Annotated in this window: 22 protein-coding genes; 14 read left to right on the top strand and 8 right to left on the bottom strand. The window is 69.1% G+C overall.

Translation table 11 applies throughout. The features are described 5' to 3' along the window. Positions 1–4 precede the first annotated feature (4 nt). On the bottom strand, positions 5–1,516 hold the full coding sequence (locus ACK6C6_RS06480; protein WP_409266468.1) for an NYN domain-containing protein: 1,512 nt from the start codon (positions 1,514–1,516) through the stop codon (positions 5–7). Between the two features lie 156 nt (positions 1,517–1,672). On the opposite strand from ACK6C6_RS06480, the gene ACK6C6_RS06475 reads away from it, so the two are divergent. Next, positions 1,673–3,592: an ATP-binding protein gene (locus ACK6C6_RS06475; RefSeq protein WP_409266466.1), complete on the top strand. Its 1,920-nt coding sequence runs from the start codon at positions 1,673–1,675 to the stop codon at positions 3,590–3,592. A gap of 1 nt (position 3,593) precedes the next feature. Here ACK6C6_RS06475 and ACK6C6_RS06470 read toward each other — a convergent pair whose 3' ends face one another. Together ACK6C6_RS06470 and ACK6C6_RS06465 are read right to left on the bottom strand one after the other, a co-directional pair. Next, positions 3,594–5,213: a PKD domain-containing protein gene (locus ACK6C6_RS06470; protein WP_409266465.1), complete on the bottom strand. Its 1,620-nt coding sequence runs from the start codon at positions 5,211–5,213 to the stop codon at positions 3,594–3,596. 167 nt (positions 5,214–5,380) lie between these two features. Continuing rightward, a complete protein-coding gene (locus ACK6C6_RS06465) occupies positions 5,381–5,800 on the bottom strand; it encodes a DUF1810 domain-containing protein (protein ID WP_409266463.1) in 420 nt (139 codons plus the stop codon). A gap of 73 nt (positions 5,801–5,873) precedes the next feature. On the opposite strand from ACK6C6_RS06465, the gene ACK6C6_RS06460 reads away from it, so the two are divergent. The 7 genes from ACK6C6_RS06460 (at position 5,874) to ACK6C6_RS06430 (ending at position 12,344) form a co-directional block, all read left to right on the top strand. Next, on the top strand, positions 5,874–6,086 hold the full coding sequence (locus ACK6C6_RS06460; RefSeq protein WP_409266462.1) for a DUF3820 family protein: 213 nt from the start codon (positions 5,874–5,876) through the stop codon (positions 6,084–6,086). Positions 6,087–6,155: 69 nt separating this feature from the next. Then, entirely contained in the window at positions 6,156–6,554 is a 399-nt protein-coding gene (locus tag ACK6C6_RS06455) for a response regulator transcription factor (protein WP_409266461.1), read from the top strand. Further along, positions 6,551–7,609 (top strand): HEAT repeat domain-containing protein, encoded by a 1,059-nt coding sequence (locus tag ACK6C6_RS06450; protein ID WP_409266459.1) that lies wholly within the window; start codon positions 6,551–6,553, stop codon positions 7,607–7,609. Before ACK6C6_RS06455 ends, ACK6C6_RS06450 begins: the two co-directional genes overlap by 4 nt. Beyond that, positions 7,606–9,021 (top strand): glycosyltransferase family 2 protein, encoded by a 1,416-nt coding sequence (locus tag ACK6C6_RS06445; protein WP_209586001.1) that lies wholly within the window; start codon positions 7,606–7,608, stop codon positions 9,019–9,021. Before ACK6C6_RS06450 ends, ACK6C6_RS06445 begins: the two co-directional genes overlap by 4 nt. A gap of 37 nt (positions 9,022–9,058) precedes the next feature. Next, the gene (locus ACK6C6_RS06440) at positions 9,059–10,729 is read left to right on the top strand and encodes a hypothetical protein (RefSeq protein WP_409266458.1); all 1,671 of its coding nucleotides are present in this window, start codon (positions 9,059–9,061) and stop codon (positions 10,727–10,729) included. Next, on the top strand, positions 10,726–11,490 hold the full coding sequence (locus tag ACK6C6_RS06435) for an SIR2 family NAD-dependent protein deacylase (protein ID WP_409266457.1): 765 nt from the start codon (positions 10,726–10,728) through the stop codon (positions 11,488–11,490). The genes ACK6C6_RS06440 and ACK6C6_RS06435 overlap by 4 nt, the downstream gene beginning before the upstream one ends. Before the next feature lie 101 nt (positions 11,491–11,591). Continuing rightward, complete coding sequence (locus ACK6C6_RS06430) at positions 11,592–12,344, top strand: hypothetical protein (RefSeq protein ID WP_409266456.1); 753 nt, start codon at positions 11,592–11,594, stop codon at positions 12,342–12,344. On the opposite strand, the gene ACK6C6_RS06425 is transcribed toward ACK6C6_RS06430, so the two are convergent. Next, positions 12,341–14,629 (bottom strand): ATP-binding protein, encoded by a 2,289-nt coding sequence (locus ACK6C6_RS06425; protein ID WP_409266455.1) that lies wholly within the window; start codon positions 14,627–14,629, stop codon positions 12,341–12,343. The genes ACK6C6_RS06430 and ACK6C6_RS06425 overlap by 4 nt on opposite strands. 162 nt (positions 14,630–14,791) lie before the next feature. Between ACK6C6_RS06425 and ribA the strand changes: the two genes are divergently transcribed. The 6 genes from ribA (at position 14,792) to ACK6C6_RS06395 (ending at position 21,172) form a co-directional block, all read left to right on the top strand. Beyond that, positions 14,792–15,460, top strand: coding sequence for a GTP cyclohydrolase II (gene ribA / locus ACK6C6_RS06420; RefSeq protein WP_209585996.1), 669 nt, complete (start codon positions 14,792–14,794; stop codon positions 15,458–15,460). Positions 15,461–15,570: 110 nt separating this feature from the next. Beyond that, positions 15,571–17,028, top strand: coding sequence for a serine protease (locus ACK6C6_RS06415; protein WP_409266454.1), 1,458 nt, complete (start codon positions 15,571–15,573; stop codon positions 17,026–17,028). Further along, complete coding sequence (locus ACK6C6_RS06410) at positions 17,025–17,987, top strand: FHA domain-containing protein (RefSeq protein ID WP_409266453.1); 963 nt, start codon at positions 17,025–17,027, stop codon at positions 17,985–17,987. Before ACK6C6_RS06415 ends, ACK6C6_RS06410 begins: the two co-directional genes overlap by 4 nt. 70 nt (positions 17,988–18,057) lie before the next feature. Continuing rightward, positions 18,058–19,122 (top strand): sensor histidine kinase, encoded by a 1,065-nt coding sequence (locus ACK6C6_RS06405; protein WP_409266452.1) that lies wholly within the window; start codon positions 18,058–18,060, stop codon positions 19,120–19,122. Next, positions 19,110–19,829, top strand: coding sequence for a LytR/AlgR family response regulator transcription factor (locus ACK6C6_RS06400; protein ID WP_409266450.1), 720 nt, complete (start codon positions 19,110–19,112; stop codon positions 19,827–19,829). The genes ACK6C6_RS06405 and ACK6C6_RS06400 overlap by 13 nt, the downstream gene beginning before the upstream one ends. A 113-nt stretch (positions 19,830–19,942) precedes the next feature. Then, positions 19,943–21,172 (top strand): acyltransferase family protein, encoded by a 1,230-nt coding sequence (locus tag ACK6C6_RS06395; RefSeq protein ID WP_409266449.1) that lies wholly within the window; start codon positions 19,943–19,945, stop codon positions 21,170–21,172. 18 nt (positions 21,173–21,190) lie between these two features. Here ACK6C6_RS06395 and ACK6C6_RS06390 read toward each other — a convergent pair whose 3' ends face one another. The 4 genes from ACK6C6_RS06390 to ACK6C6_RS06375 all read right to left on the bottom strand — a co-directional run bounded on the left by ACK6C6_RS06390 (position 21,191) and on the right by ACK6C6_RS06375 (position 23,795). Continuing rightward, the gene (locus tag ACK6C6_RS06390) at positions 21,191–21,745 is read right to left on the bottom strand and encodes a phasin family protein (RefSeq protein WP_409266448.1); all 555 of its coding nucleotides are present in this window, start codon (positions 21,743–21,745) and stop codon (positions 21,191–21,193) included. 133 nt (positions 21,746–21,878) lie between these two features. Then, a complete protein-coding gene (locus ACK6C6_RS06385; protein ID WP_409266447.1) occupies positions 21,879–22,793 on the bottom strand; it encodes an ion transporter in 915 nt (304 codons plus the stop codon). Beyond that, the gene (locus ACK6C6_RS06380) at positions 22,790–23,251 is read right to left on the bottom strand and encodes a VOC family protein (RefSeq protein ID WP_409266445.1); all 462 of its coding nucleotides are present in this window, start codon (positions 23,249–23,251) and stop codon (positions 22,790–22,792) included. Before ACK6C6_RS06380 ends, ACK6C6_RS06385 begins: the two co-directional genes overlap by 4 nt. Further along, complete coding sequence (locus ACK6C6_RS06375; RefSeq protein WP_409266444.1) at positions 23,241–23,795, bottom strand: NADPH-dependent FMN reductase; 555 nt, start codon at positions 23,793–23,795, stop codon at positions 23,241–23,243. The genes ACK6C6_RS06380 and ACK6C6_RS06375 overlap by 11 nt, the downstream gene beginning before the upstream one ends. Positions 23,796–23,870: the final 75 nt, after the last annotated feature.

Here is a 23,870-nt window from a genome sequence, read left to right as displayed (position 1 = left end):
GCCGTCAGCCGTTTTCGACAGGGGTCTTCGGCTTGGCAGGACGGCGTCCGCGCGGGGCGGTCTTGCGGGCCGGGGCCTTGTGGGCCGGACGGGCGGATTTCTTGCGCGCCGCCTTGGCGTCGGCATCGCCGTCGGCATCCGCGGCGTCACCGGCATCAAGCGCGGTATCCGTTGCGGTATCGGCTACCGCTTCCGTTGCGCTTGCCGGCATGTCCGCAGCGCTGTCGAGCGCCACGGTCGGAGCGGGCAGATCGGCCGCCGCTTCGACAGACGGCGCTTCGACAGCCGGCGCTTCGGCTGCCGCTTTCTTCGCGGCCGGCTTGCGCGGTGCGCGGCGGCGTTCCTTGACCGGGGCCGGCGCCGGCTCCACGGGGACCTCCTCCACCGGGGTGTCGGCGACTGCGTCGACCGTTTCTTCAGCCGGAGGCGCTTCCGCCGCCGCCTCTTCCGTGGCGGCCGGGCCCGGCGGCAGTTCCGCGGCCAGGGCCGCGTCCACCGCGCTCGGCTCGGACACGGCAGGCGCTGCCTCGCGGCCCCTGCCGCCGCCACGCCCGCCACGGCCGCGGCGGCCACGTTCCGGCTTGGCTTCGGCCTGCGGTGCTTCCTCGCCGCCCTGGACGGCGGCGGCTTCCTCGCCCGCCGGGGTGTCCGGCACCGCCACCAGCTCCGGGGCCGGCATCGCTACCGGCGCCGCGGCGCTGCGGAACACATAGGTGCCGGATTTCTCGTCGCGGCCGAAATCGAACAGGCCGCGCGCCTGGGCTTCTTCCAGCAGGTTGCCGAAGGTGCGGAAACCGTAGAAGGTCTCGGAGAAGTCCGGACGGCGGCGCTTCAGGGTGTCCTTCAGCAGCGAAGCCCAGATCTTGCCGGTGTCGCCGCGCTCGGAAACCAGCGCATCGAAGGTCTCGACCACCATTTCGAGCGCCTGCGCCTTGCGCGCTTCCAGTTCTTCGCGGCGCTTGTCGTCGCTCGGACGGCGCGCGCCCGGCTGGCCGCGGCGCGCGTCGAGTTCTTCCTTGCGCTTGGCGGCGGCGCGGTTCTTTTCACGCACCAGGTCGTCGTAGAAGATGAATTCGTCGCAGTTCGCCACCAGGAGGTCCGAGGTGGACTGCTTGACGCCCACGCCGATCACGCGCTTGGCGTTCTCGCGCAGCTTCGACACCAGCGGCGAAAAGTCCGAGTCGCCCGAGACGATGACGAAGGTATCGACGTGCGACTTGGTGTAGCACAGGTCGAGCGCGTCGACCACCAGGCGGATGTCGGCCGAATTCTTGCCCGACTGGCGCACGTGCGGGATTTCGATCAGTTCGAAATTCGCTTCGTGCATCGGCGCCTTGAAGGTCTTGTAGCGGTCCCAGTCGCAATAGGCTTTCTTGACCACGATGCTGCCCTTGAGCAGCAGGCGTTCCAGCACCGGCTTGATGTCGAATTTTTCGTAGTTGGCGTCGCGCACGCCGAGCGCGACGTTTTCGAAGTCGCAGAACACCGCCATGCTGATGTTGTCGGAGGAAGCCATGAATTATTGCTTTCAGATAATAAAAGGACGAACTGACCGCGATTATACGCAACCCGCTTCTTCCTGGCGGCGCGCGTGTCGCAGAAGTAAATGTGTCATCGCAAACAATCGCTTTTATAATTGTGTTTTCTTCATGGCTCGTCCCTGTATTGACCCATGCTCTCGCCATCCGTTTTCGAGTCAGCGTTCAATAGTTCGCCGATCGGCAAATACCTGCTGTCGCCGACGCCCGAAGCCGTGATCCTCGCCGTGAACGATGCCTTCCTGAAAGCGTCTTCGCGCCGGCGCGAGGAGCTGGTGGGCACGAGCCTGTTCGTGGCCTTCCCTTCCAATCCCGACGACCCCACCAGCAGCACCAACGAGGCCGAGCTGCGCGCATCGTTCGCCAAGGTGCTGGCGACCCGCGAGCCGGATATGCTTCCGGTGCAGCGCTACCCGATACCCCTGGAAGGCCCCGACGGCACGGTCAGCTTCGACGAACGGTTCTGGAGTGCCTATAGCGCACCGGTATTCGGCGAGGACGGCGCCATCGCCTGCATCTCGCACACGACCAAGGACGTTACCGAGCAGATCCGTTCCGAACGGGCCCTGCGCGAAAGCGAGAGCCGCTTCCGGGCGCTGACCACGGCCGGCCAGGTGGTGTACCGGATGAACGCCGACTGGACCGAGCTGCGCGAGCTCGACGGGCGTGGCTTCCTGATGGATACCGCGGGTCCGCGCGCGTTCTGGCTCCAGGACTATATTCCGGCCGACGAGCAGGCGCGTGTGCACGCTGCCGTGCTCGAAGCGATCCGCACCGGTTCCGTGTATGAGCTGGAGCACCGGGTGCGCCGCATCGACGGCAGCGACGGCTGGGCATTGTCGCGCGCGGTGCCGATCCAGGATGCGCAGGGACGGGTGGTGGAATGGATCGGCGCGGCCAGCGACATCAGCGAGCGCAAGGCAGCCGAAGAGAAGCTGCGCGAGTCGGACCGGCGCAAGGACGAATTTCTCGCCATGCTGGCCCACGAGCTGCGCAATCCGATCGCGCCGATCAGCGCCGCGGCCGCCCTGCTGCAACGCATGAAGCCGGACGAGGCGCTGGTGCGGCGCACCAGCGAGATCATCGCGCGCCAGGTCGGCCACATGACGGCGCTGATCGACGACCTGCTCGACGTATCGCGGGTCACCCGCGGTCTGGTCGAACTGGAGCAGGCGCCGGTCGACCTGCGCGACGTGCTGCAGGATGCGGTCGAGCAGGTCACGCCGCTGGTGCGCGCACGCCGCCACGACCTGTCGCTGGCGCTGCCGCAAGGCGCGGTCATGGTCAGGGGCGACAAGAAGCGGCTGGTGCAGGTGGTCGCCAACCTCCTCAACAACGCGGCCAAGTACACGCCGGAAGGCGGACGCCTGGTGCTGCGTGCCCATGCCGCCGACGGCAATGCCTGCATCGACGTCAGCGACAACGGCATCGGCATGGCGCCCGAGTTGACCGGGCGGGTGTTCGAACTGTTCGCGCAGGCCGAGCGCAGCGTCGACCGCTCGCTGGGCGGCCTCGGGCTGGGACTGGCCCTGGTGAAAAGCCTGGTCGAACTGCACGGCGGCTCGGTCGCCTGCGCCAGCCCGGGACTGGGACTGGGCAGCACCTTCTCGGTCTGCCTGCCCTGCTGCGCCGGGAATGCCGCGCCGTGCGAAGATGCCGCCGCTCCCATCGCCGCGGACGCGACCGGCAAGGCGGCTGCGCTGCGGGTCCTGGTCGTGGACGACAACGTCGACGCAGCCGTGACCCTGGCCATGGTGCTGGAAGCGGCCGGCCACCAGACACTGGTGGAACACGGCGCGCTGGCCGCCCTCGAACGCGCACGGGCGGCGCCGCCGCAGGTCTGCCTGCTCGACATCGGCCTGCCGGAGATGGACGGCAAGGAGCTCGCGCGGCGCCTGCGCGCCGACCCGGCCACGGCGGGCGCCCTGCTGGTCGCCGTCACCGGCTATGGCCAGGACAGCGAACGCCAGCAGATCATGGCCGCCGGCTTCGACCACCACCTGGTCAAGCCGGTGGACATGGAGCGGCTCGGGGCGATCCTGGCGGCGGTCTGAGCTAGCGCAGCAGCTGCGTCGGCCCGTGGCCCAGCCGGGCCGCCAGGGCGCGCGCCTGCAGCTGCCGGTGTGCGGCCGCGCCCGCGGCGTTCGCAAGCGCACCCTGGCCTTGCGCGCCGGGCGTGCCGAGGTCGAGGATCGTGAGCTGCTCGAACAGCTGCGTGGCCTTGCCGGTCGAGTCCCTGACGCGCACGACGATGGTGTAGTCGCCGTTGGACGTGTAGGTATGGCTGGCGCGCACCTCGCCCTTGCCCCGGTATTCGCGCAGGCCCACCACCTGGGGGCCGCTGCCGTCGCCCCAGTCGACCGTCGCGCTGTGGGTGTCGCCCACGTTGCGGTCGCGGAAGGACAGCGTGATCTCGAGCGGCTGGTTCAGGCGCGGCTGTGCGTGCCGGATCGGCCCGAGCACCGGCGCATCGGTGCCGCCGCCGTTGGCGCGCAGGAGCACCACCCCGGCGTTGGAGCTGGCCACGATATCGCCGTTGTTCGAGACCGCCAGCGCCGAGTGCAGCACCAGGCCCGTGGGCGGGTTGAGCAGGCGCGTATTCAGGTCGACCGCGCCGCCGCGGGTCCAGCGATACGCGATATTGCCGCCCGGAGCGCGCTGCCCCAGGCCGACCACCACGCCGCGCTCGTTGGCGGCATTGGCTTCGGAGACCTGGAGCCCGCGCGGGTGCAGGTCGACCAGGCCGCGCGCCCGGGAAAACAGGAAGGCGCGGGGCGCGGGGTCGGAATTCCCGCTGACCCTGCGGCCAACCACTTCGCCGTTGCCGTTCAGCCCATGCGTGATGGTGCGCGCGCCGATGCGCACCGCGCCCTTGCCCGGACTCCACAGGAAGGCGCTGAGCTCGGGGCTCAGCGTGTCGAGCATCCCGGCGATCTCCCCGCGGTTGTTGCCCGTCGAAGCGAATGCGAAGCGCTTGCCGAAGGGACCAAGGTCCATCGTCCGGCCGGCGGCGTCCCAGGCCAGCACGTTCGGCGCCCCGCCCGCCGCGTCTCCGGACCCGACGGTGACGTTGCCGTCGTTGATGTGGCTGGCATAGGTCGCGCCGATGCCCGCCGGCGCGGGCAGCTGGATCAGGCGGTTCGCCGCGGTCCAGCGCACGGCGCGGTCGGCGCCGTTCTCGGCCGAAAGCGCGGATCGCCCGACGATCTCCGCGTAATTGTTGATGGCCGTGACGAAGGTGGAACCGTCGCTGCTCAGGCTCGGCAAGGGAAGCAGGCCGCGTGACGCCGACCAGCGGAACGGCCGGAACGGGGTGCCTTCAGGCATCGCCGGCTCGACGATGCTGGCCGAGAAGGCGACTTCGCCCTTGTCGTTGAGGTCGCCGAGAAAGGCGGTCCGGTTGTTCGGCGGCGAGATGTCGATCACGCCCGCACCGTCGAAATAGCCCACGTGCAGCAGGCCATCGAGGCCGAAGTATTCGAACGCGGCCTGGCCGCGGGCATTGATGTCGGCCACGAAGCTTAAGGTCCCGCCTGCAAGATTGACGATGCCATAGACGTCCCGGCCCTGGCTCCCGGCCTTGTGCCCTTCCTGCTCCCCTGGCGCGGCAAGGACCTTGCCGCTGTTCTCGCCGGCACGGCTGCCGGCGGCCACCGCGCTCGCCAGCACCACCATGCCTGTTATCGTGGAAAAAAGCCCTATCGAGAAATGTCGCATTGTCTGTCTCCGGTAGTGGTCTCATGCGCCTGCATGAGGCAGCACGAATGTAGAACGCCCACCGGGCGGACAGGACGAACTATCGCAAACGCGTTCGATGGCGCGCCAGGAATGGACGACGGCGTTTACAGCCGTGCCAGGGTGGCATCGTCCGGCTCGCCATCGAAATACTTGTCGATGCAGTCCTGGAAGACCGCTTCGTCCGGCGCGACGTCGGCAAACAGGGTCATCGACGAGCGGAACTTGAGGTCGTCGGGGTGGCCAAATATGTCTTCGGCCGTCAGCCCGTCACGCTTGGCCACGATGCCCGCGCACTCGCGCAGGCGCGCGCCCAGCACCGGATGCGCCAGGTAGGCGGCGGCCTCGTCGCTGGACGCGATCGCGTAGCGCTGCGCCATCTCGCTGCGTCCGAGCCCGGCAATCTGGGGAAAGATGAACCACATCCAGTGGCTGTGCTTGCGGCCGGCGCGCAGTTCGGCGAGCGCCGTGGCGTACACCGGTTCCTGGGCCTGGACGAAACGTTCCAGGTCGAATTCATTGTCCATTGCATCACCTCCAGCTCCGACCATGCTACAACTTTGAGATTGTTTGCTAAAGTGCGTTCCATAGGACGCGCCAATGGACACCCATCATCTCTCTCTACTGCTCGTGCGCGACATGCCGTACGGGAAATACAAAGGCCACAAGATTGCCGACCTGCCGGGCCACTACCTGGGCTGGTTTGCCCGCGAAGGCTTTCCACGCGGCGAGCTGGGCCATTTGCTGGCCCTGATGTACGAGCTCGACCATAATAATCTGCGCAGCCTGCTCGACCCGCTTCGTAGCCGCTGAGCAACAGCGCAGGCACCGCGGCAGTGCTTGTCGGCTATACTGGCGGCGCCACCGTCTAATCGGAATTCGATGGAAAACGAACACGCTTCCCCTCCCCTCGTGCTGGTCGTCGAGGACGACGAGCACATCGCCCAGGTCCTGCGCTTCATGCTCGAGCGCCAGGCTTACCGCGTCGTCCACCTGGCCGACGGCCGCGCCGCGAGCGAACATTTCCGCAATGCGAAGGAGCGGCCCGACCTGGTGCTGCTCGACGTCATGCTGCCCTACGTCGACGGCTTCGAGCTGGTACAGCTGGCACGCGAACGCAGCGACTGGGCCGGCTTGCCGATCCTGATGCTCACTGCCAAGAATACCGAACGCGACACCGTGCGCGCGCTCGACGCCGGCGCCAACGACTTCGTCATCAAGCCGTTCCAGCCGAATGAACTGCTGGCGCGGGTCCGGCGTTTCCTGAAGACGGGCTCATGACCCCGAGCGCCTTGCCCGCAGGCGCCGGCAACACCTTCATCACCGTCGCGGTCTGGACCGGGACGGTGGCCCTCGTCCTGACCCTGTTGCTGGCCCTGCAGATCGTGCTGCTGCGTATCAGCCTGCGGCGGCGCGAGCGGCGCGCGGCGCGTGCCGTCGCCCGCTGGCGCCCGCTGCTGAACCAGGCCATCGTCGGGGAAGATCCCGAGCTGCCGTCCTTGCGGCCGAACGAGCGCCTGCCCTTCCTGCACCTGTGGGCGCACCTGCAGGGTTCGCTGCGCGGCGAGGCCAACGAAGCGCTCAATGGCGTGGCGCGCCGCCTCGGCGTCGACACCCTGGCCCGCGGCATGCTCGCACGCGGCGCGCGCGACGAACGCCTGCTGGCCACCCTGGTGCTGGGACACCTGCGCGACCGCGCCGCCTGGCCGCAGCTGCTGCCGCTGGCCAGCGCCGCCGACAGCGTGCTCTCGCTCAGCGCGCTGTGGGCGCTGGTGCGGGTCGATCCGGAAGCCGCGGCCGACTACCTGACGCCGCTGTTCATCGAGCGCGAAGACTGGGCGCTGTCGCACGTGGCCGGCATCCTGCAGCAGGCCAGCGGCCCGGTGGCGCAGGTGCTGGCGCGCATCCTGCCGGGCTTGCCCGAGGATCGGCTGCCACGCGCATTGCGGATCGCCGAATCCCTGCGGGTCACCCTGCCGGCCGGGGTGCTCGCCGAGGCCCTGCGCAGCCCGTCAAGTAGCGTGGTGATCGCCGCCCTGCGCGGCGTGCTGACACCTGCCACCTTGTCTGAAGTGCGCACCCTGCTCGGCCATGAAGACTGGCAGGTGCGGGTGCAGGCCGCGCGCGCCCTGGGCCGGGTCGGCGAGCGCAGCGACGCCGCCCGCTTGACCAGCCTGCTGGGCGACCCGCAATGGTGGGTGCGCTACCGCGCGGCCCAGGCGCTGCGCGAACTGCCGCTGCTGGCACAGGCCGACCTGGACGCGGTGCGCGCCTCGCTCACCGACCGCTTCGCGCTCGACATGCTGGACCAGGTACTGGCGGAGGAGCAGGCATGACCGATTTCATCACCTGGTTCGTGTTCTGCTACTTCATCGCGCTCAACGGCGGATACCTGCTGCTGAACGCGATCGCGCTGCGGGCCCTGCGCGTCAAGGGCCAGGAACTGTTCATCGCCGACCTGCCGCGCGCCTATTCCGGCCTGGAGCCGCCGGTGAGCATCCTGGTGCCGGCCTATAACGAGGAAGCCACCATCGCCGCCTCGGTCCGCTCGATGCTGCAGCTGACCTACGCCGAGTTCGAGATCATCGTTGTCAACGACGGCTCCAAGGACGGCACGCTGGAGGTGCTCAAGCGCGAGTTCGCCTTGCTGCCCTTCCCGGAAGCCTACCGGCGCCAGATCCCGACCGCCGAGGTGCGCGGCATCTACCGCTCGACGCGCTACCCGAACGTGCGCGTGATCGACAAGCTCAACGGCGGCAAGGCGGATTCCCTGAATGCCGCGATCAACGTCTCGCGCTATCCGCTGGTGTGCGGGGTCGACGCCGATTCGATCCTGCAGCGCGACAGCCTGGCCAAGGTCACCGAGCCCTTCCTGCGCGACCCGACCGTGGTGGCGGCCGGCGGCACGGTGCGGGTGGCCAACGGCTGCACCGTCAGCGGGGGCTTCCTCACCAGCGTCGGGCTGCCGAAGAACATCTGGGCCCTGTTCCAGGTGGTGGAATACCTGCGCGCCTTCCTCTTCGGACGGCTGGGCTGGTCGTCGATGAACGGCATGCTGATCATCTCCGGCGCCTTCGGCGTGTTCCGCAAGGACGCGGTGGTGCTGGCCGGCGGCTACCGGCGCGACACCATCGGCGAGGACATGGAACTGGTGGTGCGCATGCACCGCCTGCTGCGCGAGAAGCGCCAGCCCTACCGCATCGAATTCGTGCCCGATCCGGTGTGCTGGACCGAGGCGCCCGAGGACTACCGTACCCTGAAGAACCAGCGCATCCGCTGGCAGCGCGGACTGGCCGAGAGCCTGAACGCCAACTGGGGCCTGGTCTTTTCGCGTAACGGCGGCGTGCCGGGCTGGGTGGCCTTCCCCTTCATGCTGCTGTTCGAGTGGCTCGGTCCGCTGGTGGAGATCGGCGGCTATGTGTTCATGATCTGGGCTTACTTCAGCGGCATGATTTCCTGGGAGGCCTTCGGCGCCTTCCTGTTCGTCGCCATCGGCCTGGGCATCCTGCTGTCGGCCTCCGGCCTGCTGCTGGAAGAGATGTCCTTCCACATCTACCCGCGCGGCAGGCAACTCTTGATGCTGGGACTGGTGGTGATCCTGGAGAACTTCGGCTACCGCCAGCTCAATTCCATCTGGCGCCTGACCGGCCTGTGGCGCTGGGCGATGCAGAAGGAGTCGAGCTGGGGCACGATGAAGCGCAAGGGCACCTGGCAAAGCCAGGACGGCCAAACGCCAACCGGCAAATGAGCGCGGCAAGCCGGCCGTCATCGCTACACTGAAGGCCATGTCACGGCTTGCCTTACTTTTTCTCCTGTCGATGAGCGCTCCCGCCCACGCCGCGTTCCTGCACCTGTGCCCAGCGCAGTCGGCACCTGGCGGCGTCCCTTCCGCCAAGGCCCGCGGGGCCGACGGCAAGGAACTGCGCTTCGTCGTCACCGGCGCAGCAGCGCTGCCCGGCTGCCGCTCGCTCGCACTCGGCGCCGCCCAGGTCGAAACCCTGCACGTGCTGGGCGCGGACGCGGCGCCGACGCCCACCATCCTGCTCCAGGGCGAAGCCAGGGACGGAGGCTTCGCCGTCAGCGAACAGACCCTGGTGCCTGACGGCGACGGGCAGCCATCGAAGCCGGCGCCGATGCCGCTGCGGACCAACCTGCTGGACCGGATGCAGGTCCGTACCTATGGGGTCGAAGAACGGGTCCAGGCGCGCCTCGACCAGGGCCGCCTGCGCATCGACTGCCGCGCCGGCTCGCGCCCGGCGGGCGTGCTGCTCACGGGCCCGTGGACCATCCCGCGCCTGCGCGCGCAGCTGGTGGCCAGGCATTCCGGCAAGGGACAGTTCACCTGGCAGGCTGCGGATGCGGCAGGGGCGGCGCGCGAATCGGCGCTCGACATGGGCCAGCTTTCCGCCAAGGGCGGCGCCGGCAGCACACGCCTGGCCCTGCCGGCCGCCCTCGACCGGGGCAACTGGCGCCACTTCGTGCTCGCCTGCCCGGCCGCCGGCGGCAGCCTGGCGCTGGATTCCCTGGTGCTGGAACCGGATGCCCCGGGCGCCGCGCCGCGCTCGACCTGGATCTGGGACCGCAGCGCCTGGCTCGAACGCGGCGAGGACCTGCTCGACTGGGCCGCGCGCGAGCGCATCGGCGAGTTGTTCATCGTGGTGCCGCTGGAACAAGGCCGCATCAAGGATCCGGAGCTTCTCTCCGCCTTCGTGCGCCGCGCCGGGCAAAGGGACATCGGCATCAGCGCGGTGGAAGGCGACCCGCACATGGTGCTGCCGGGCGAGCGCGCCGCCACCGCCGCGCGCGCCCGCGCCTATGCCGCCTACAATGCCGCGGCCGAACCGGCGGCGCGCTTGAAGAGCATCCAGTTCGACATCGAACCCTACTTGCTGCCCGAGCACGTGCTGCCGGCCGCGCGCCTCGATGCAGAGTACGTGGCCACCCTGGCGGCGCTGCGCGCGGCGGCGGGCGACATGCCGCTCGAGTTCGTGGTGCCCTTCTGGTGGGGCGAGCGCCACGCGCTGCTGGACGGCCTGGCGCGGCATGCCGATGCGGTCTCGGTGATGGACTACCGGACCGATCCCGAGCAGATCCTCGCCTTCGCCATCCCCTTCCTGGATTGGGGAGCGGCCAGCGGCAAGCGCGTGCGCATCGCACTGGAAGCCGGCCCGCTGCCGTTCGAGATCCAGCGCCGCTACCGCCGCGCGCCGGATAATGGTGCAGGCGACATGCTGCTGTTCACGGTCGAGGGCCAGCGGATAGCGGTGCTGCTGCGCCAGCCGCTCGCGCATCCGCGCGCCCTGCCCTACCAGCTGGTGGATAGCCGCCCGATCGACGGTTCGGCCACCAGCTTCCACAAGAACAAGGACGCGCTGCGCGCCCTGCTGCCCCGCCTGGAGGCCGATTTCGGCGCCTGGCCGGGGTTCGCCGGGATCGCGCTGCACGAGTGGCGATGATGGAAACCGACTTCGACCCCGGCCTGCTCGCCGCGCTGCGCGAGGCGCGCAAGCTCATGGTGCTGACGGGCGCGGGGATGTCCGCCGAAAGCGGCATTCCCACCTTCCGCGATGCCCTGACCGGCCTGTGGCGGCAGTTCGACGCAGCCTCGCTGGCCACGCCGGACGCCTTCCGGCGCGATCCCGCCCTGGTCTGGGGCTGGTACGAATGGCGGCGCATGAAGGCACTGTCGGCCCGGCCGAACGCGGGACACGTCGCGATCGCGCGGCTCGCCAGCCGCGTGGAACACCTGTCCCTGTTCACGCAGAATGTCGACGACCTGCACGAGCGTGCCGGCAGCCATGACGTGCAGCACCTGCACGGCAGTCTCCATCATCCACGCTGTGCCGACTGTGCGCGTCCCTTCTCCCTGCCGGCGGCCGCGCCCGTGGAGCCCGAAGGCGGCCGGCGCATGGCGCCGCCAAGCTGCCCGGCCTGCGGCGGCCCGGTCAGGCCCGGCGTGGTGTGGTTCAACGAAGCGCTCCCCGAAGACGTCCTCGCGCGTGCATTCGATGCATGCGCCAGCTGCGATCTGCTGATCGTCGTCGGCACCTCGGGCACGGTCTATCCGGTGGCGCAGCTTCCCGAGGTGGCGCGCCGGGCCGGCAGCCGGGTCGTCCAGGTCAATCCGACTGCCAGCGAGCTGGATCGCCTGTGCACGTGGAACCTGAGGGGAAGTGCCGCGCAGGTGTTGCCGGCCCTGCTCGACCGCGCATGGTGAGCCCGGGCACGGGACAGCGCCGTGAGATTTGGTGAACTTGTCCGGCCTGTTTAGGGGTAGAGTCGAGGCTTTGCGCCCCTCCGAACGCCCCTGAGGCACCGATGCGTATTCCACCTGCCCACCCCCGCGTGGCCACGCGCGCCACGGCGGTACAACTCATGCGCGCCCGCCTGCTGCGCGAAGGCTTCCCGCGCGTCCAGATGTTCATCCTGGTGTCGCTGACCGGGCTGGCCGGTTTCGGCGCCTCGGTGGCGATGCTCGCCGCCGGGGTCGAAGCGATGGCGCTGCGCTACACGCTGGCGATGGGCGTGGCCTACATCGCCTTCCTGCTGCTCCTGTGGCTGTGGCTGCGCACCAGCGCGGCGGACTACCTCGACCCCGGATGGGTCGGCAATGCCGACGGCAGCGCGGCGGCCAAGGATGGCGCGGCCGACTTCAGCGGTGGCGGCGGCAGCTTCGATGGCGGCGGTGCCAGCGCCAACGTCGACTTCGGCGCACAGGACAGCGCCATCGGCGCCATCGCGGACAATCCGCTCGGGGCCGTGGCCGAGGCTGAGGAAGCCGCGGTTCCCCTGGTCGTGATCCTGCTCGCCGTGGGCATCGCGCTGTCTTCCCTATTCGTGATCTGGTCGGCGCCGATCCTGTTTGCCGAGATCCTGGTGGACGCCCTGCTGGCCGCGGGCCTCTACCGGCGCCTGCGGGTGCTGGAGCCGCAGCACTGGATGCTCGCCGCATTGAAACGCACCATCGCCCCCTTCGTGCTGACCACCCTCACGGTGGCCGCGGCGGGATGGGGCATGCAGGCCTATGCGCCCGAGGCCAGGTCGCTTGGCGAGGTCCTGTCCAGCCGCTAGGACGCTGCCGGCAGCTCCACCACGAAGCGCGTGCCGCGATCGGGCGCGGTGGTGAATCCGATGGTCCCGCCATGCTCCTCGATGATCGCCTTGCTGATCGCCAGTCCCAGGCCGGTGCCGCCGCGCGTACGCGAATCGGCCCCGTCGGCCTGGGCGAAGCGCTGGAACACGCGCTGCTGGAATTCCGGCGCGATGCCGGGGCCTTCATCAAGGACCAGCAGGCGGACCTTGCCGGGGGTGTGCGCCAGGCCCAGCGTGACGGACTTGCCCGCCGGGGTGAACTTGATGGCATTCGACAGCAGGTTGGTCAGTACCTGCTCCATGCGGTCGGCGTCGATGCTGGCCGCGATCCCGGCTGCGCCCGCATCCCAGTCGTGCCGCAGCAGCACCCCAGCCTTGCGGGCATGCCCTTCCATCGCCGCCAGCGCGCGCTCGGCCACGGGCAGCAGCGGCTGCGCGCGGGCCTCGAAGTGGATCTGGCCGGCCTCGATCTTCTGGATGTCGAGCAGGTCGTTGACCATGCGCACCAGCCGCTCGCTGCTCTGGCTGGCGATGGTAATCAAGCGCAAGGCATCCGGCGGCAGCTCGCCCGCCATGCCGTCGGCCAGCATCGCCAGCGAGGCCTGGATCGAGGTCAGCGGCGTGCGCAGCTCGTGCGAGACGGTCGAGATGAACTCGTTCTTCATCTGCTCGACCCGCTTGCGCTCCGAGATATCGTGCAGGAACACGCTGAAGAAGGCGTCTTCGCCCTGGCCGGCCAGGGCCGCCGTCATCTCGATGGTGAATTCGCGCCCCTGGCGGTCGATCACCTGACGCTCCAGGCGCTGGTCGAGCATGGCCAGGTGGCCGGTCTGGCGGAAGGCATGCAGGGCCTGCCCCAGGCTGGCGCGGTAGCGCTCCGGCAGCACCAGCTCGGACAGCGGCCAGCCCACGGCCTCGTTGCGGCCCCAGCCGAACATGCGCTCGGCCGCCTCGTTCCAGTCGAGGATGATGCCGCGCTGGTCGACCGCGATATAGGCATCCTGGGCCGCTTCCACGATCGCATTGATGCGCTGTTCGCTGGCCTGCACCGAAGCCAGCGCGCGCTCCAGTTCGCGGGTGCGTTCCTCGACGCGCTGCTCCAGCGTGGCGTTCAGGTCGCGCAGTTCGGCCTGCTTTCGCACCAGGTCGCCCACCAGCCCGTTCAGGGTGGTCGACAGCGCCTGCACCTCGAAATAGTCGTTCGCGCTCGGCGGCAGCTGGACCGCCTCGCCGCGTCCCAGGCGTTCGGCCGATTCGGCCAGCGCCCCGAGCGGACGGGTGATGCGGCGCGCCACCAGCAGGCCGGCCACGGAGAACAGCACCGCCAGCGCCGCACCGCTCCACAGCGCCTGCTCGCGCAGGCGGCGCACCGGCGCATAGGCATCCTCCACGTCCTGGCGCACCAGCACGGTCCAGCCGAGCCCGGGGTAGATGCCGCGGCCGACGGTGGCGCCGTAGCCGACCAGGTAGGACAGGCCGTCCGGCCACTCTTCGACCAGGTAGCCGGTGCGCTTCTGCTGCGCCAGCCGCAGGCTCTCCAACGCGATCTTCTTGCCCTGCAGTTCCGTGGGGCCGAGCAGAACCACGCCCTGCGCACTGACGATCAGGGCCTGCACCCGGTCGCGCGCCTGGACCGGCGCGATGATCGAGCGCTCGACGTCGCGCGCCCACTGCCAGGACAGGTGCACGCCCAGCACCCCGGCCGTCTTCCCGGCCAGGTCGGTAAACGGGAAGGCGACGTCGACGAAGCGGCGCGGCTCGCCGTTCTCGCTCGGGAGCAGCTTGGCGAGCTTGACCGCTTCGTGGACGTCGCCGACGTTGACGCCCTCGAGGGCATTGCGGAACCACGGGCGCTGCGACACGTCCGCGCCTTCCAGCAGGCCGCGCGCCTCGACGATCACGCGGCCGTCGAGGCCGGTCAAGCCGATCCAGTCGTAGTAGCCGTAGGTCTCGCGCATGTCGGACAGCACCTGGCGCCGCTCGGCCGGCGCGATGGTGGCATCGCGCAGCGCGCGGCGCCGCGTCATCAGGCTGACCTCGCGGTAACGCTCGGCCATTCCACGGTCGAGCTTGTCCGCGGTCTGGCGCGCCATCTCGCCCAGGTTGTTGCCGATGCTTTCCTTGACCTGCTCGGTCGAGGAGCGCTCGATGACCACGACCAGCAGCAGGGTCAGGATCACGGTCAGGAGCGAGAAGGCCAGCGCCAGCCAGGCGCCGAGGCCGAGCCTGCGGTTCCGGGTGGCGGCGGGTGGGGAGGTGTCCATGTTGGTTCGATGCTGAAACAATTGCGTCAGCGTAACATACGTCAACTCAACATACTATGAACAAGACCGTGGGCGTCGCACGGGGGAAACGGATTTCCTGTAAACTAGACGGCTACAGCTTCGCACCATGCCGCAACAGCAAGAAATACCAAGAGAAACGCCATGCCGACCCCATCCTCCTCCACCGACCAGCTGCTCGATTACGTCACCTCGTGTGCCCTGCCGACCCCGTGGGCACAGTTCACGCTGCACGCCTTCATCGAGCACTCCACCGGCAAGGAGCACCTGGCGATGGTACTGGGCGACATCGGCGACGGCGAACCGGTGCTGGCGCGCGTGCATTCCGAATGCCTGACCGGCGACGTGCTGTTCTCGCAGCGTTGCGACTGCGGCGCCCAGCTCGAGGGCGCGCTGCAGCGCATTGCCGAGGAAGGGCGCGGCATCCTGTTGTACCTGCGCCAGGAAGGCCGCGGCATCGGCCTGGTCAACAAGATCCGCGCCTACCGCCTGCAGGAAGCCGGCGCCGACACGGTCGAGGCCAACCTGCAGCTGGGCTTCCATGCCGACGCCCGCAATTACGAGCTGTGCAAGCCGATGCTGGAACAGTTCGGCGTGCGTTCCCTGCGCCTGATGACCAACAACCCGCGCAAGATCGACGCCCTGAGCCGACTCGGGATCGCGGTAGCCGAGCGCGTGCCGCTGCTGGTGAACCGCAACGCCTTCAACAACAGTTACCTGAATACCAAGCAGGCCAAGCTGGGCCACATGATGGGCCCGCTCGAGCCGCTCGAGCCGGTCGGCGCGGCGCTGGCCGAGCCGGACAACAGCTGAGCCACCCCTGCTTCGCGTGATCGGGTCCACTGACCCGATCACCATAACGCGCGCGCAGCCCCGGCGTCCGGTGGCAAGATAATGCTTCCTTCTTGCCATGATCGGAATGCATGAAACGGACCGCCGCCGCCCTCCTGCTTCTCTGTCTCGCGGCGGGCGCCGCCACGGCGCCTCCGGAACAGGCCAACCGCCCACCCCCAACGCGCGCCGCCACGGCGCCTGCGCCGCCCCCGCACCTGTCCCCGAGCGATCCGCCCGGGCCCACGCCCCCGGCACCGGCACCGGGCGAGGTCGATGCCCAGGACGCCCTGCCGCCGCCCTCCTCGGCCGCCCAGGACCTGTACTCGTCGGCGCGCGGCGACCTGCTGCAGATCCGCATGCTGCTCAAGAACGGCCGCACCCAGTCCACCGTCGGCTCGGGTTTCCTGGTCGGCACCGGGAACCTGGTGGTCACCAACTACCACGTGGTGTCGCAGATGGCGCTCGACCCCGACGTCTACACCGCCGAATACGTCGACACCGATGGCAATAGCGGTCCGGTTGAGCTGCTGGCCGTCGACGTGCTGCACGACCTGGCCGTCCTGCGCGTCAACCGTGAAGGCAGCGGCTTCTTCAAGGTGCCCGAACGCCCGGTGCGCCTGACCCAGGGGCAGCGCCTGTACTCGCTCGGCAATCCCCTCGACCTGGGCTTTGCGATCTCGGAAGGCGCCTACAACGGCGTCGTCACACGCAGCTTCTACGACCAGCTCATGTTCGGCGGCCCGATCAATTCCGGCATGAGCGGCGGGCCCAGCGTGACCGGCAACGGCACCGTGGCCGGCGTCAACGTGTCCAAGCGGCGCGACGGCGAGTCGGTCAGCTTCCTGGTGCCGGTCAAGTACGTGCAGGAGCTGCTGCGCAAGGTCGAGAGCCAGCCGGCGCCGCCGAAGGATTTCAATCCCTTGATCGCCGCCCAGCTGCTGGAGCACCAGCGCGCCATGGTCGACCGCCTGCTGGAGGAGCCGCTGGCCATCAAGAGCATGGGGCCCTACCTGGTGCCGGTGCGCGAATCCGGCCAGTTGCGCTGCTGGGGGCGCTCGAACGTGAAGGCCGAGACCGCGTACACCTCGGACTCGATGAGCTGCGCGATGGAATCGGCGATCTACGTGTCCTCGACCCAGCAGACCGGCCACGTGGCGATGACCCACCAGTACATCCGGTCCGACAACCTGGCCCGCCTGCCCTTCGCGGCACTGAGCAGCCGCCTGTTCGGCGCGGCCAAGCTGGGCAACGCCGGCGACGCGCGCCTGACCAAGCCGGTGTGCACCGAACGCTTCGTGCACACCCGCACCCTGCCGCTGCGCGCCGTGACCTGCGTACGCGCCTACCGCAAGTTCGAGGGCCTGTACAACTTCACGCTGCTGACCGCCAGCACCAATGCGGCCGAGTCGAGCCTGCAGAGCCGGCTGGACGTGTCCGGGGTCTCGTATGAAAACGGCATGCGCGTGACGCGTGCCTTCCTCGGCTCCTTCGGACGCAACATCCGGCGCGCGCCCGCCGCACCAGGCACGCCGGGAGGCCAGCGATGAACGGCCCCTGGACCGTCGAGATCCTGGCGCGCAACGGCGAGGTGCTGCACCGGCACCGCGCCGCCAGCCTGCCGATCCGTGTCGGCCGCGCCTACGACAACGACTTCATCCTCGACGACGAGTACGCCGCCGCGCACCACGCCGTCATCGAGCAAGGCACCGATGGCGCGCTCGTGATGCGCGACCTCGGCACCCGCAATGGCTTGAACACCGGGCGCAAGCGGGTGCAGGAACTTACCCTCACGGGCGACACCGTGGTGCGCATGGGCCATACCTCGCTGCGTGTGCGCGCGGCCGATTTCCCGGTGCCGACGGAACTGCGCGACCGCACCATGCACGGCTGGGAAGGGCTGGTGCCCGGTATCGTCGGCGTGCTGCTGGCCGGGCTGGTGGCCCTGTTCGTGACCTGGCTGTTCGACGCCGAGCCCTTCGAGCTGCTCAACTATGTGCTGGCTCCCGGCGCGGGGATCGGCGCGGCGCTGCTGTGGAGCAGCCTGTGGGCCTTCATGAACCGCCTGTTCGGGCGCTATACGCGGCTGGGGCGGCACCTGTTCATCTTCGGCTGCGGCATGGCGGCGCTGGTGGGCTTCCGCCTGCTGGCGGCAGTGGCCGCCTATGCCTGGTCGCTCGAATGGCTCACCCGCTACGGTTCCCACGTGGCGGTGGCCACAAGCGCGGGCATCATCTACTTCCACCTGGCGACCATCAAGCCGCCCCTGCGCCGGCGCCTGCGTGCGATCTGCGCTTGCGCGGCGGTGCTGGCCTCGGGGCTGGTGCTGATCGTGAACCAGCAGCAGCACGGCCGGGTCGCGGACGAACTGTACATGGCCGTGCTGCTGCCGCCGGAGCTGCGCGCCAGTCCCGATGCGACGGTGGCGGAGTACATGGTCGACGTCGAGGCGATGCGCACGCAGCTGGAGGAAGAACGCGGGACTGCGCCTGCGGCGGGCGGGAACTGAGCAAGGCTTTGCAGCTTTGACAAGTAGCGGCGAATGCTGGATCATCGGGCATCTTCAGCCCGGCCAGCCCATGAAACCGACCCGCAGCGCCATCACCGCCGTCATCGCCTGGTTCCTGTTCTGGGCGCTGATGGTGCTGGTCGCCGTCGAAGACTACCGGCGCGACGGCGGCACGGCCTACTGGCAACCGGTGCTCTGGGAGACCTCCTCGGCCTGTGTCGCCACTTTCCTGCTGCTGCTCCAGCGCCGCGCCACCCGGCGCCACGACCACCTGATCGCCACGCCCTGGCGCTGGTTCGCCCTGCAGGCGCGCATGCTGCCGCTGTTCTGGCTCGCCTTCGTGCCGCTGGTCTTCGGCGTACGCCATGTCGTGTACGCGCTGGCCGGCACCAGTTACGAGCACGAGCCCTGGCTGCAGGTCTTCGTCTACGAGTCGCTCAAGCTCACCGTGTTCGTCGGCCTGTTCATCGTGATCGGCTTCGGCCTGCTGTCCTACCGCGAACTGCTGGGCGCGCGTTTGCGGGCCGAACAGGCCAACGCCCTGCTGCGCGAAGCCCAGCTGCAGTCGCTGGCGCGCCAGATGCAGCCGCATTTCCTGTTCAACGCGCTCAATACCATTTCCTCGCTGATGCACACCGACGTGGCGCGCGCCGACGCCACCCTGGTGCAGCTGGCGGACCTGCTGCGCGCCGCCCTGGCGCTGGGCGAACGGCCGCAGGCCACGCTCGAGGAGGAATTGCGGCTGGCGCGCGCCTATGCCGGGGTGATGGAAGGACGCTTCGATGGCCGCGCCCGGGTCGACTGGCGCATCGACAGTGCGGTGCTGGGCGTGCCGCTGCCGGCAATGAGCGTGCAGCCGCTGCTGGAGAACGTGTTCAAGCACACGGTCGAACGGCGGCGCGCTCCCACCCGCATCACGGTCAGCGCCGCGCGCGATGGCGGCGATTTCGTCCTGCGCGTCGAGGACGACGGCGGCATGCTCGGCAAGGATGCCGACTGCGGCGCGCCGGGCATCGGCCTGGCCAACCTGCGCGCACGCCTGGCGGGCCTGCACGGCGACGGCGCCCGCGTGACGCTGGCCCAGCTGCTGCCTTGCGGCGTACGGACCGAACTGAGGCTGCCATGCGCATCCTGATCGTCGACGACGAGCGCCCGGCGCGCGAACGGCTGCGCCGCATGCTGGCGCTGGAAGCCGGCATCGAGGCCATTGGCGAGGCGTCCGACGGCATCGACGCGCTGCGGCAGCTGGCACAGTTCCGGCCCGATGCGCTGCTGCTCGACGTCGAGATGCCGGAGCTGTCGGGCATCGACCTGGCGGCCTCGCTGCCGGCCCCTGCGCCGCTGGTGGTGTTCGTCACCGCCTACGACGAATACGCGCTGCGCGCTTTTGACGCGAATGCCATCGATTACCTGCTCAAGCCCTTCGACCAGGCGCGCCTGCGGCGCTCGCTCGAGCGCCTGCGTGCGCGCCATGCGGCGCAGGCCCTGGCTGCAGCGGCGGCGCCCGGCCTGCCGCCGCGCCAGCTCCTGGTGTCGGAGCGCGGCGCCACGCGCGTGGTGCAGGTGGCGGACATCGAATGGCTGGAGACCGCCGACAACTACGTGGTCCTGCACAGCGCCGGCGGAGCGCCGCTGCTGCGCCAGACCCTGTCCGGACTGCTGGCGCAGCTGGGCAGCGGCTTCGTGCGCTGCCACCGGCGCGCGGCGGTGCGTCCCGGCGCCGTCCAGCGCGTCAATCCGCTCGATAAGGGCGACTGCGAACTGGTGCTGCGCAGCGGCGCGCTGGTGCCCTGCAGCCGCCAGTACCGGGCCGCGCTCATGGAAGCACTCCAGTCCTGCTAGCCTGGCCCCCTCCGGTCCGATCCGCCCCATCCCGGGCCCGCCTCGCCACAAAACGCTCGCCGCCGGCATCTCGACACGCCATGCTCGCGCCATCACTTCAACAAGAGCGAGCCATGAACCCTCACCTTTCTGCACCCGCCACCCGCCTGTACTTCCTCGACTGGGTGCGCATCCTTGCCTTCTTCGTCCTGATCGTCTACCACGTCGGCATGTACTACGTGAGCTGGGACTGGCACGTGAAGAGTCCCTTTGCCGGCACCGGTCCCGAAGCCTTCATGAAGCTGTCCTCCCCATGGCGCCTGAGCCTGCTGTTCTTCGTGGCCGGCGTCGGCGCCAGCCTCATGCTGCGCAAGCTCGGCAGCGCGTCCTTCGTGCGCCGGCGCAGCCTGCGCCTCCTGGTGCCGCTGGTGTTCGGCATGCTGGTGATCGTGCCGCCCCAGCCCTATTTCGAAGTGGTCGAGAAGCTCGGCTATGCGGACGGCTATGGCGCCTTCATGGGGCTGTACCTGCAGGCCTACGACGGTTTCTGCCGCGAGGATTGCCTGAGCCTGCCGACCTGGAACCACCTGTGGTTCGTGGCCTACCTGTGGATCTACACCGTGCTGCTCGGCGGCCTCGCTGCCGTGCTCGGAAACCGCTTCGACCGCATCGCCGCGCATGCCGGCGCCCTGCTCCACGGCTGGAAGCTGATCGCGCTGCCGGCCGCGCTGCTGGCCCTGGCGCGCATCAATCTGGTCGAGCATTTCCCGACCAATCACGCCGTGGTCGGCGACTGGTACAACCACGCGATGTCCTTCCTGTGCTTCCTGTTCGGGGCGCTGGTGGCCCGGGTGCCGGGATTCTGGACGCGTCCTGGCCTGCTGCGCTGGCAGGCGCTCGGCATCGCCGCCTTCGGGTGGGCGGCGCTGGCGACGTGGAGCGCGGCCTACGAGCTGCTTGCGCCGCAGGCGAGAGAGACGCTCCGGCCCCTGATGTATGCGCTGTACGCCGTGCTGGCCTGGAGCGCGATCATGGCCGCCTGCGGTTTCGCCGCGCGCCACCTCGACCGTGACGGCCCTGCGCGGCGCTACCTGAACGAGGCGGTGTTCCCGGTCTATATCCTGCACCAGACCCTCATCGTCGTGCTGGCGCACGGGATGCAGCCGCTGCGGATCGCGCCGGGCCTGGAAGCGATCCTGTTGATCGTGCTGACCCTGACCCTCAGCTTCGGCGCATTCGAACTGATCAGGCGCGTGCGCTTGTTGCGGCCGCTGTTCGGGCTGGCGCCCCGCTCCCTCGGGAACGCGCCGGCAGCGGTCCCGGTGCCGGCGCAGCCAGCTCCTGCGCAGGCCGCCGCCGGCTAGCGCCGAAGCCGGAAGCGCTCAATGGGTCTGGGCGCCCTCCGGTCGGCCACCCTGGCTGCTGCGGGCTTGCTGGCCGCGCTGCGGCTCGCTGTTGCCGCCCGCCGCGGCGCGCGCCTCGCCGCTGGGCCGTGCAAACGGATCGGCGACGTTGCGCATCGCCTCCTGCTGGTTGCGGATATTGCGCTCGGTTTCCTCGGCGGTGCTGCGCGCCACCTCGTCGACCAGGGCACGCGCGGTGCGCGAGGTGTTCTGCACGTGCTGCTCGGTCACGCGCGCCAGCTCGACCTGGGAGTCGGCCGCCAGGCGCGAGATGTGCTGCTGGTAGGCGCGCAGCTTCTCGGTGGTGGGCTGGGCCCGGGCCGAGGCGGCGCTGAACAGCTCGGTCTGGCGGTCGGTGCTCAGCACCTGCTGGCTCGCCAGGGTGCCCTCCTCGACCAGGGTCTGGACCAGCTGGATGTTCAGGTCGCACATCTGCTGGAAAGAGCGGAACATCGATTTGGACATATCGTTGAGAAACGCGGTCTGCGCCTCCACGTGGGAGCGCACGGCCGGGGTGTGCGGAAAGAAGTACATGCGTTGACCTCCGTATGTGCTTGCAAGGAAAGGCACGCCAGGGCCGGCAAAGCGGTCCGTGGCACGAAGGTAGAAGGCTAAAGAGGGGGCCAGGTGCGCGTTTGATGTAAACCAAACGTGCGCCGCCCAGACGTCATCGCCGGGCCGGCGCGGCGGGCAGTTCGGCGCCGCAATCCTTGCAGAAGTGCGCGCCGGCCTCGTGGCCGCTACTGCCGCAGGCCGCGCAGGCGCGCTCGAGGCGCGCCGGACCGTGGCGGCGGTCGACCCGGCGCGCCGTCATCTCGGCGGTGACGATGCCGGTCGGCACTGCCAGGATGCCCCAGCCGAGCAGCATCATGAAGGAGGCGATGCCCTTGCCGAGCGTCGTGTGCGGCGTGATGTCGCCGTAGCCGACCGTCGTCATGGTGACGATGGCCCAGTACATGGCGGTCGGGATGCTGGTATAGCCGTGCGCCGGCCCTTCGACCACGTACATCACGGTTCCCATGATCAGCACCACCATCAGCACCACCGACAGGAAGACCATGATCTTGCGCCGGCTGGCCGCGAGCGCCTCGCCCAGGCGGGTGTACTCCTCGATGTACAGGGTCAGCTTGAAGATGCGGAATATGCGCAGCAGGCGCAGGATGCGGATATCGAGCAGCGCCTGGCTGCCCGGCACCAGCAGCGAGACGTAGGTAGGCAGCACCGACAGCAGGTCGACCAGGCCGAAGAAACTGGTGGCATAGCGCAGCGGATGGCGCACGCACAGCAGGCGTGCGAGGTACTCGGCGCTGAACAGCAGCGTGAAGAACCATTCGAGCACGCGCATGGTCGGCGCGTAAGGCACGCCGATCGCGGGCACGCTCTCGAGCACTACCACCAGGATGCTGAGCAGGATCGCGGCGATCAGCACGATGTCGAAGCGGCGCCCGGAAGGCGAATCGCTGAGGAAGATCAGGTCGTACATGCGCCCGCGCCAGCCGTCCGCGCGGCCGTAGCGCAGCAGCGCCTTGTCGGGGCGGCGGGCCGGCCCCGCCCCGGCTCCTCCGTTCTTTCCCGCTTTCATCGCGCTTGCGGCGCTGCGCCCGTCCCCGGTTCGGCGACATGGTAGGCCGCACCCTTGAGCTCGACGGTATTGCGCTCGGGGTCGAGCAGGTAGATCGAGGGACCGTCGCCTTCGGCGCCGTAGCGCGTTTCGACCGGACCGGCAGCCACCCCGTGCGCCTCCAGGTGGCGCCGGATCGCCGCTTCGTCGAAGGGCTCGACGCGCAGGCACAGGTGGTCCAGGTTGCGTCCGCCCACGCCCGGCGCCGCGCCGCCTTCGCGCCCGAGCCGGCTCTCCACCGGCACCAGGTCGATCAGGGAATGGCCGGCGCGCAGCTGGATCAGGCCGATGTCGTCGAGGCGGCGCTCGACCCGGCAGCCCAGCACCTCGCCATAGAAGGCGATCATGGCCTCCAGGTCGGCCACGCGCAGCACGATGTGGTCGAGCCCGCGTACCGGGATCGGATGCTCACTTGGCATGGCGCTCGACCCAGGCGGCGAAGGTGTCGATGAAGGTCTGGAAGAAGGCGCGGCTGGAATCGTCGATGAGCCGCTCGCCCTCGTACTTGCCCGCCACCTGCCCGACATAGGCTTCCGGCGCCGGCATGCAGGGCATGTCCAGGAAAGGCAGCATCTGGCGCAGGTGATGGTTGGCGCCGAAGCCGCCGAGTGCGCCGGGCGAGACGCTGACGATCGCGCAGGGCTTACCGGTCCAGGCCGCCTTGCCGTAGGGGCGCGAGCCGACGTCGATCGCATTCTTCAGTGCGCCCGGCACCGAGCGGTTGTATTCCGGGGTGCAGAACAGGATGCCGTCGGCCTGCCGGATGCGGTCGCGGAAGGCGGTAAAGGCGGCGGGCGGGTTGTCGGTCTCGTCGTCCTGGTTGTAGAGCGGCAGGTCGCGGATCTCGACGATCTCCATGTTCAGGCTGCCTGGGGCCAGCTCGATCATCGATTGCGCCACCTTGCGGGTGAACGAGTCCTTGCGCAGGCTGCCGACGATGACGGCGATGTTCCGTGTGCTCATGTTCTTCCTTTCGGGTTCGGTCACAAAACCTGATGTTAACCAGTTTTGCAATATCCCGCAGAGCGAGCGACCCGG

The organism is Massilia sp. BHUDP2, assembly GCF_046236355.1.
Taxonomy (GTDB): domain Bacteria; phylum Pseudomonadota; class Gammaproteobacteria; order Burkholderiales; family Burkholderiaceae_D; genus Telluria; species Telluria varians.
This window is presented reverse-complemented; position numbering and strand designations above follow the sequence as displayed.